Source organism: Bacillus sp. UNCCL81 (genome assembly GCF_900112535.1).
Taxonomy (GTDB): Bacteria; Bacillota; Bacilli; order Bacillales; family Bacillaceae_G; genus Gottfriedia; species Gottfriedia luciferensis_B.
Window position 1 is genome coordinate 1 of sequence record NZ_FOMF01000026.1, and the last position, 8,085, is coordinate 8,085.

At 31.0% G+C, this 8,085-nt stretch carries 6 protein-coding genes and 3 rRNA genes; 4 read left to right on the plus strand and 5 right to left on the minus strand.

Annotation, left to right across the window (positions count from 1 at the left end; all coding sequences use genetic code 11):
• Positions 1-208 (minus strand): 16S ribosomal RNA (locus BM319_RS24165); the annotation flags it as partial.
• Between the two features lie 361 nt (positions 209-569).
• On the opposite strand from BM319_RS24165, the gene BM319_RS24170 reads away from it, so the two are divergent.
• Entirely contained in the window at positions 570-1,076 is a 507-nt protein-coding gene (locus tag BM319_RS24170) for a hypothetical protein (RefSeq protein ID WP_091024995.1), read from the plus strand.
• A 405-nt stretch (positions 1,077-1,481) separates the two neighbouring features.
• Positions 1,482-2,348, plus strand: coding sequence for a phosphotransferase (locus tag BM319_RS24175; RefSeq protein WP_091024996.1), 867 nt, complete (start codon positions 1,482-1,484; stop codon positions 2,346-2,348).
• 99 nt (positions 2,349-2,447) lie between these two features.
• Here the strand turns inward: BM319_RS24175 and BM319_RS24180 are convergent, their stop codons facing one another.
• The gene (locus BM319_RS24180) at positions 2,448-3,161 is read right to left on the minus strand and encodes a class I SAM-dependent methyltransferase (protein ID WP_069034017.1); all 714 of its coding nucleotides are present in this window, start codon (positions 3,159-3,161) and stop codon (positions 2,448-2,450) included.
• 176 nt (positions 3,162-3,337) lie between these two features.
• The gene (locus BM319_RS24185; protein WP_091024997.1) at positions 3,338-5,239 is read right to left on the minus strand and encodes an endonuclease MutS2; all 1,902 of its coding nucleotides are present in this window, start codon (positions 5,237-5,239) and stop codon (positions 3,338-3,340) included.
• A gap of 666 nt (positions 5,240-5,905) precedes the next feature.
• On the opposite strand from BM319_RS24185, the gene BM319_RS24190 reads away from it, so the two are divergent.
• Complete coding sequence (locus tag BM319_RS24190; protein ID WP_069034015.1) at positions 5,906-6,343, plus strand: hypothetical protein; 438 nt, start codon at positions 5,906-5,908, stop codon at positions 6,341-6,343.
• A gap of 743 nt (positions 6,344-7,086) precedes the next feature.
• Positions 7,087-7,482, plus strand: coding sequence for a hypothetical protein (locus BM319_RS24195; protein WP_091024998.1), 396 nt, complete (start codon positions 7,087-7,089; stop codon positions 7,480-7,482).
• Between the two features lie 157 nt (positions 7,483-7,639).
• On the opposite strand, the gene rrf is transcribed toward BM319_RS24195, so the two are convergent.
• A 5S ribosomal RNA gene (gene rrf / locus BM319_RS24200) occupies positions 7,640-7,755 on the minus strand.
• Positions 7,756-7,810: 55 nt separating this feature from the next.
• Positions 7,811-8,085: ribosomal RNA gene (locus tag BM319_RS24205) — 23S ribosomal RNA — on the minus strand; the annotation flags it as partial.

The following is an 8,085-nucleotide window of genomic DNA, read 5'->3' on the forward strand; positions in this document are numbered from 1 at the left end:
TTCAATAAAGGAACAGGAGTTCCTTTATGTCATCCGGTATTAGCTCCGGTTTCCCGAAGTTATCCCAGTCTTACAGGTAGGTTGCCCACGTGTTACTCACCCGTCCGCCGCTAACTAACGGGAGCAAGCTCCCATTAGTCCGCTCGACTTGCATGTATTAGGCACGCCGCCAGCGTTCGTCCTGAGCCAGGATCAAACTCTCCATAAAAGTTAAGTTTAAATCTTGTATTGCTCAAAAAACTAATAATTGACGTTTACTTCATGTTTTGTTTAGTTTTCAAAGTTCACTTTGTCGCTCCAGAAGCGACTTTAATATAATAACATTTTGTTGAACTCTTTGTCAACAATTTATTATATTTTTTTTGTTGTTCGAACTTGTTTTGTCGTGACAACATAAACAAATATACCATCTCGTACAAATGATTGCAAGCATTTCTTTTGAAAAAATAAACTAAAATAATTTATGTGAATTTCAAATCAAATTAATTAGTTAATTGTACAACTAGGTATATATACAAGCACAAACAATTCCTCTTCCATAGATTAGTACAAGAAAGGGAGGAATTGTTATGCAATGTAATGAAGCCCATCAATTATGTAATAATTTTAGAGGGCAGGTTGTACGCATTTTCGATAAAGATGGAAATGAGCATATTGGTCGTATTACAAGAGTAACTGATGATCGAGTTTTTATTGAACCAGTCAATCAACATCGTCAAAACTCTAATTCATCTAATAGATCATCAAATCGTAATAGAAGTAATATGAATAGAAGCCAATCTAGAGATTTCTCAGATAGAAACTTTTCAAATAGAAGTTTTCATAATGGAAATCGTTCTAATGTTTGGTTTAATAATCGAGTAGATGACAGATTTGATAATAGATTTGATAACCGTTTTGACGATCGTTTCGATAGAAGATTTGATAGAAGGTTTGATAGAAGAGAAGAAAGAAGAGACGAAAGAGATTTTGACAGAGATGGTTTTAGATGCGGATTCTTCGGCTGTGGGTTCGGTATTTCAATTGCACTCGGATTTGTCGCAGGAGTCGCATTAGCAGCATTATTCTTTTTTTAATAGCTCAATAAAATCCTATATTCAATTACTGTGGGTTTGTCTCTTTGGTCATTTGCTGACTTTTGAGACACCCTTTTAATTTTGGGGTAAAGGTAAATAGGAGTCTTGAGATACCTTCAATATAATTTTAATAATTAATTACAAAAAATAACTTCTTCTCTTTAGATAAAGAATAAAAGTACTTTAATTATATGAATAGGAGTTATCATGAAAAGATTCATTCAAGTCATAATATTTATATTCATCCTTCGCTTTTGTACATATACTTTTACAATTTCCAAAACATTTTTAAACATAAATAAAGTGGAGATTAATAAGTATTTTCCCATCTATCCTCATGGTGACCGTTAATTTATAAGAGTATACTTAAATAAGTACATTATTAATAATGAAGGTGAGGATATTATGCAAATAGAATCAGTAATAAATGATTTATCAAACATGAATTTAATTAACAAAAAAGAAATTAAGTACACTCAACTAACAGGTGGAACATCGAGCAATATATATCTTCTAAGTAACATAAAAAACGAAAGCAAGTATATAGTTAAGTTTAATGATCCTAGTGTATTAGAATCAGAAGCATATTTTCTTAATTCCTATAACAAATTAGATATATTACCCAATTTACTATTTGCTGAAAAAACATTTAAATACATAGTATATCCATTCATTCCAGGTCGCACAAATTATGTTAATAAAAACAAAAAAGAATTACTTATATCACTTGTTGAACAGTTAATAAATAATTACGAATCCTACCCTAATGCTCCAGGTTGGGGATGGGCAGATGATTTATCGAATTCATGGTCAGATTTTCTTATGAGTAGACTGACAGAGTCTTATAAAATTTTAGATTCGTATTTAGAAAAGCCAGATCATACACTTATCTTTTCTATTGTAAATAATTCAGATCTAATCACTTTTCAAGGAAAACCTTTTTTATTACACGGTGATTGTGGTATACATAACTTTATTTTTAATAAAGGCGGTTTAAGTGGCATTATCGATCCTACTCCAGTGTTTGGAGATCCACTTTATGATTTAATATATGCGTTTTGTTCTTCACCAGATAATCTAACAAAAGAGACAATTTCTACTGCAGTTAGTCATTTGAAATTTTTACAAGAGTTTGATTCTAACACAATATATAAAAACGTATTAGTTGGATTATATTTTAGGTTAGCAACATGTATACAACATCATCCAGATGATTTGGACGAATACTTAATAGCTTGGAATTATTGGATTAGCTTAGTTAAATCCAATTGAATTATTAAAATATAAACAGCAGTCTGATACTTTGGGAATGAATTCAATTCTCGTAAGCGGTACTTTTGTTAATCAAACAAAAAAGATAAGCTATTATGCCTATCTTTTTCTACATAAAAATACTCTATATCCTAACACATCTTTATAACGAATTAATATTTCTTGAAATCTATGAAGTAATTCAATTCCTTCTGGTGGTAACTTTTGAAATGGTAGTGAATCAATTGAGTTTGTTGATGTATTCATTATTGTATTTCCTTTGAGGATTTTATAGTCTCTAAATCCCCCTTTGATTAACGCTTGTTCCCACTCTCTTACCGTTTTTACTTTTGAAATACCATAAACATCCTTTATTTCACTTTCTTCTTTTAGTGTTAGTGGTCTCTCTGATGTCATTTCTATTGCAAGAAAATATCCACCTTTTTTTAACACTCTTACATATTCATGTAATGATTTATCTACATTTGTGAAGCTTGTTACCGATTCCGAAATAATAATATCAAATGAATTATCCTTAAAAGGAAGGTTTTCTGCACTTGCTTGATGCAGAGTAACTGGAATTTTCTTTTTGTTAAATCGTTTTCTTGCATTAGCCAGCATCCGACTGTTTATATCGATTGTTGTAATTGAGCAATTGAAACTTTCATATAAATAGCTAGCAGTTTTACCTGAACCGCATCCAACTTCTAAAACTTGGCTATCTGATTTCAGCGGAAGAAATCTTAATGTTTTTTTTGTTAAATCAAACCCACCTGGATGTGCATCTTCTATATTTAACGTGGCGATTAAATCTATATAAGAAAATTTCCTCATATTAAGACCCCAATCATATAGTTTGGTATAGTCTATTCATTTAAGCTTAAATTTGTTTTGTATTCTTGAAAACAATGAAATTTTTCTTAAATCAAAAACAAAACATCAGCTTTTAGGCTGATGTTTTAATTTGTATACAAAGTGCAATAATTTGCTGATTGAAAACAGCCGTAATATTACTGCCCATTACTTCTCATTCCTTTTTGAATCTTTCGAAGTGCCTTTTTTGAACCTCTTTCAATATCGTGCTGTAATTTCCTTGTCGCATAATCAACAAATAACGTATCTAAGTCATATCCTTCTGGATAAAGTTCAGCAGCCTTCATTTCTAAAGATACTCGTTTTTCATTCACTTCTAAAAAATCACCATTATAAAAAACAATGAGATTGTAAAAATTATCGATTTCTTTATAAACAATTCCAAAGGTATCATAGTCTAATAATTTTACTCGATCACCTTTTTGATAGTAAGCCTTTTCTTCTGCTTTCAATTTGACAATCTTTGGTTTCCTTATTGCACTTTCAATCACTTTTTCTAATCGATATTCTTTATTTTCCATATATTCCTTCGCTCTTTGAAGTACACTTTCGCGAATATTCATTTTCTTAGAAATCCATAGAGCATTACTTTCTCCTGATTTTCCGATAATTAACTTATACATTGGCTCTAGCGTTTCACTATTAAATCTCATTGCTGCATTCATAAAGTCACTATGCATTTCTGAAAAACGTTTAATTTCACCATAATGGGTAGTTGCAACTGTAATACATCCCATAAGGTAAAACTCTTCCAATATAGAAATTGCTAGTGCAGATCCTTCATTCGGTTCCGTACCACTTCCAATTTCATCAAATAGTAAAAGTGTATTATTATTAGAAACACTCATAATATCGGAAAGGTTTTTCATATGTGATGAAAATGTGCTTAGTGCATTCTCTATACTTTGATTATCACCAATATCAACAAAAATCTTTTCAAATACTGCAATTTCAGTCCCCATGTCTCCAATAATATGGAAACCTGACATTGTTGCTAAAGTTAGTAAGCCAATTGTTTTCAGAACGACTGTCTTCCCGCCCGCATTAGGTCCAGTAATGATTAAACTTCGATAACTTTCTCCTATCTCAAAATTAAGCGGAACTACATTACCTGTTAATAGTGGATGTTTACAATCAACTAACTTTATATATCCAAAGTCATTTAATTTCGGTTCAACTCCACCAATATGTTTGCTAAATTTAGCTTTAGCAAACACCATATCATATTGGCTAATTAACTCCATATTTATATTTATTTCATAAATGTTTTCTAAAATCATTCCTGAAAGGGTAGCCAATATTTGATATTCTTCCATTGCCTCTTCAGCTTTTAGGCTTGCTAACTCACTGTTTAATTTAGTTACTGTATTCGGTTCAATAAAGACTGTTGCCCCTTTAGAAGAAACTTCAATAATTGATCCAGGAACTTGCTTCTTAAAGGAAGCTTTAATTGGGATTGTATATCGGTCGTCTTTCTTACTTATAAAAAAGTCCTGAATATACATTTTATTTGCACTATTATTTAGAAATTTATTTAAACGATCTTTAATTTTCTCTTCCACTGATTCAATATTATTTCGTATCCGTTTTAGATCCTTACTAGCCCCGGAGTCAACGCTGTTTCCTTTAATAGAGAAGTTAATCTCATCTTCAATACTCATAAATTCACTCATTGAGTTTGCGTAAGAAGAGAGAATTGGAGCAAAAAAAACCTTATCTTGCATAAATTTTTTAATTCTTCTACATCCTCTTAAAAAGTCCGAAACACTGATTAATTCACTCGGATCTAATATCATTCCCTTTTCAAGATTTTGAATAATATTTTCAATATTAGAGACACCTAAAAAGGGTACATGTCCTTCTGCGTCTAATATTGCCCGAGCTTCAGTTGTCTCATTTAATCTATTTTTAACTACTTTTATATTGGAACTTGGTTCTAATTGATTTATCAATTTTTTACCTAATCCACTTACACAATAAGATTTTACAATTTCTTTTAACTCATTATATTGTAATTTTTCAAATGTTATATTATTCAATTTTAATTCTCCTCTTTAATATGATTTGATCGATCATAAATGGAGATACCTACACGTTAGATTCCAATGAAAATATTTATAGAAATAAAGATTTATTTTTACCCGAAAAATATAAAAAAGCTGCGGAGATACCGCAGCTTAATCACATTACAAGGCAATCATAATTGAAATATAGTTAAATAAGCTATTACTGAATAGCCATACTAATTTCTTTATACGCATTATAAAGTATTGTAGGTATCTTCATAGGTTTGAAATAAATACATGACAAAATTAAGGGTCCGAATTCTACAAATCCCCCTTTTTTTCATCCTATTTATTTCATTTATTTTTTTCCTATTTAGAACCTACCGCACTCACAAAATGCACCTCATTTATTTTTATGTTCATTGAAATCTAACTTATTGAAATCATCATACTATTTGTGAATTGAAAAGTAAAGATGATCTACATTATTTACTGTATGTTTTTAATAAAAATTTTCTACAACTTTTTCCCCTTCAGGTAAGCACTTCATTTAAGTTTCATACTCGTAGGCCCAATGTAAAAAGTAATAAATCTATCTTCAAAATTTGTAGAAATAGAAATTTAGTTTAATAAGGATTTATCATTGTATAAAAACACACCATTTAATTGAATATTAAATATAAAAACTGGAGAATTAAAATGAAAAAGGCATCAGCTCATCTTACTTTCAGTTTATTGTTCTTATTTAACTCGATTACTACAGTACACGGAGAAATTGCAAATCATTTATTTAGTACTAAGTCTGTTAGTTTTAAAGGAAGCGATAATAATTGGGAAGTTTTACACGAGATGACTTTAGTTGGAACTGATATCTTATTTCAAACAACTATAAAATATAAAGGAAAATTTGATAAAGATTTAATTAAGTCATATTCACACTATCTGATTAGTTATAATAATGGAACGATTGGAGGAGAGAGGTTTTTATTAAATCAATCTGGTGAATTTCATGGTAAAAAAAGAGAGTGTGGCGGATGTGAGTTTATTGATAAGAAAAAAGAAGTATATTATGAAATTTACTGGAAAGATGCTATAAGTACAGTTATTTTAAAAAAAGTGGATAAACCAGGTGATTAACTTCTTTATAAAGTACTAAAGCATGCGGTTTTCACGCTGTTGAAAAACAGCGCTGTCAATTAAATTACCAAATTTTCGTAAAAGGAGTAGAGTGATGTTGATTTCCACTACGGGATGCTCGCTTTCCATGGGGCGAGATTCTTTAGCCTCCTCGGCGAGCCTGCGGAGTCTCAGCCTTCCCGCTTATCCCATAGGAGTCGAGCACCCCTCCGTTCCAATCAACTTATTCATCAAAAAAAGTCTCCAATAAAAACTAATCAAATAGCCTTTACTTAGTGCATCCTACAGTTGTTTATTAATCAGATTGTAGATTAATTAAGATCGAACATTAATTAATAAACTAATCAATTGAATTTGTTTTTCTAAAAATTAGCTCATAATATTTTTAACTTCTAAAAAAACTTACTAGTGTTATTAGAATCATAAAATTGCTTAAACATATTAAAATTTAAAACCATTAATAAATAGATCATCCCAAAAATGATAATTTCATCACTAATTAATGTTCAATTAATGTCCGTTTTCCCTATTGACCATTTTATATTTCAACACTTTGAAAACGAACTGTTATGAACAGTTCGTTTTCAGAGTGTTAGTTTTAGTTGTTCACCTAGGATCATTACATCAATGAGCTAGATACTTAAGATTAATACAAAGATTGAATAACTCGGTATTGGTTTGTATTTAGAATAGTTCTTCATTTCTTTAAATATTTTTAAATTAAGGAAGGAGTGTAGATTGTAATGCCTGAGGTTGAAAAGAAAAATTGGGTTGATAAAAGTATTATTCTATTATTGGTTTTTGTATTTATTATTTTAGCTATAAACATGCCAAAAATACAGAATTTAGATGAGTCAACTTTAATAGGGACTTACCATAGCAAAAAACTTCCATTTGCGACAATAGTATTTGATGAAGAGGACCATCATACGTTTTATTATTATAATCGTTCTGAAGTAGATAAAGGAGCTTATTCACAGAAAACAGATACGACGTATGTAATTAATAGTTCTAAGTTTCATAATTTAAAAATCATTTATGATAAAAAAAGAAGAACTTTTAAAATAAAAATTGATAATGAAACTTATGTTTTTAAACAGCTTGATACAATTCCTTATATTATAGATAATTCTAATTGACCAGATTCAGTTGCTTTAAGTACTTGGTATTCAAATTTTGTACAAAGGACTTAAAAGGACTATCAAAATTTGACAGTCCTTTAATATTTATTAAATATGAACAATTAACGGATCCAAAATAAAAAAAGCACCAGCTGATTAGCTGATACTTTGGTAAACCAGGCGACGTTCTACTCTCACAGGGGGAAACCCCCAACTACCATCGACGCAAAAGAGCTTAACTGCCGTGTTCGGTATGGGAACGGGTGTGACCTCTTTGCCATAATCACCTGATTTATAGAGTTGTACTTCGTACCCTCAAAACTAGATAATGTCATCATCAAACTTGTTAGTTAAGTCCTCGACCGATTAGTATCAGTCAGCTCCACGTGTCACCACGCTTCCACCTCTGACCTATCAACCTGATCGTCTCTCAGGGGTCTTACTAGCTTAACGCTATGGGAAATCTCATCTTGAGGGGGGCTTCATGCTTAGATGCTTTCAGCACTTATCCCTTCCACACATAGCTACCCAGCCATGCTCTTGGCAGAACAACTGGTACACCAGCGGTGTGTCCATCCCGGTCCTCTCGTACTAAGGACAGCTCCTCTCAAATTTCCTGCG

What these genes read in the sequence shown, in the direction of transcription:
- BM319_RS24170 (WP_091024995.1), top strand. Translation starts at nt 570, where the DNA reads ATGCAATGTAATGAAGCCCATCAATTATGTAATAATTTTAGAGGGCAG.
- BM319_RS24175 (WP_091024996.1), top strand. Translation starts at nt 1,482, where the DNA reads ATGCAAATAGAATCAGTAATAAATGATTTATCAAACATGAATTTAATT.
- BM319_RS24180 (WP_069034017.1), bottom strand. Translation starts at nt 3,161, where the DNA reads ATGAGGAAATTTTCTTATATAGATTTAATCGCCACGTTAAATATAGAA.
- BM319_RS24190 (WP_069034015.1), top strand. Translation starts at nt 5,906, where the DNA reads ATGAAAAAGGCATCAGCTCATCTTACTTTCAGTTTATTGTTCTTATTT.
- BM319_RS24195 (WP_091024998.1), top strand. Translation starts at nt 7,087, where the DNA reads ATGCCTGAGGTTGAAAAGAAAAATTGGGTTGATAAAAGTATTATTCTA.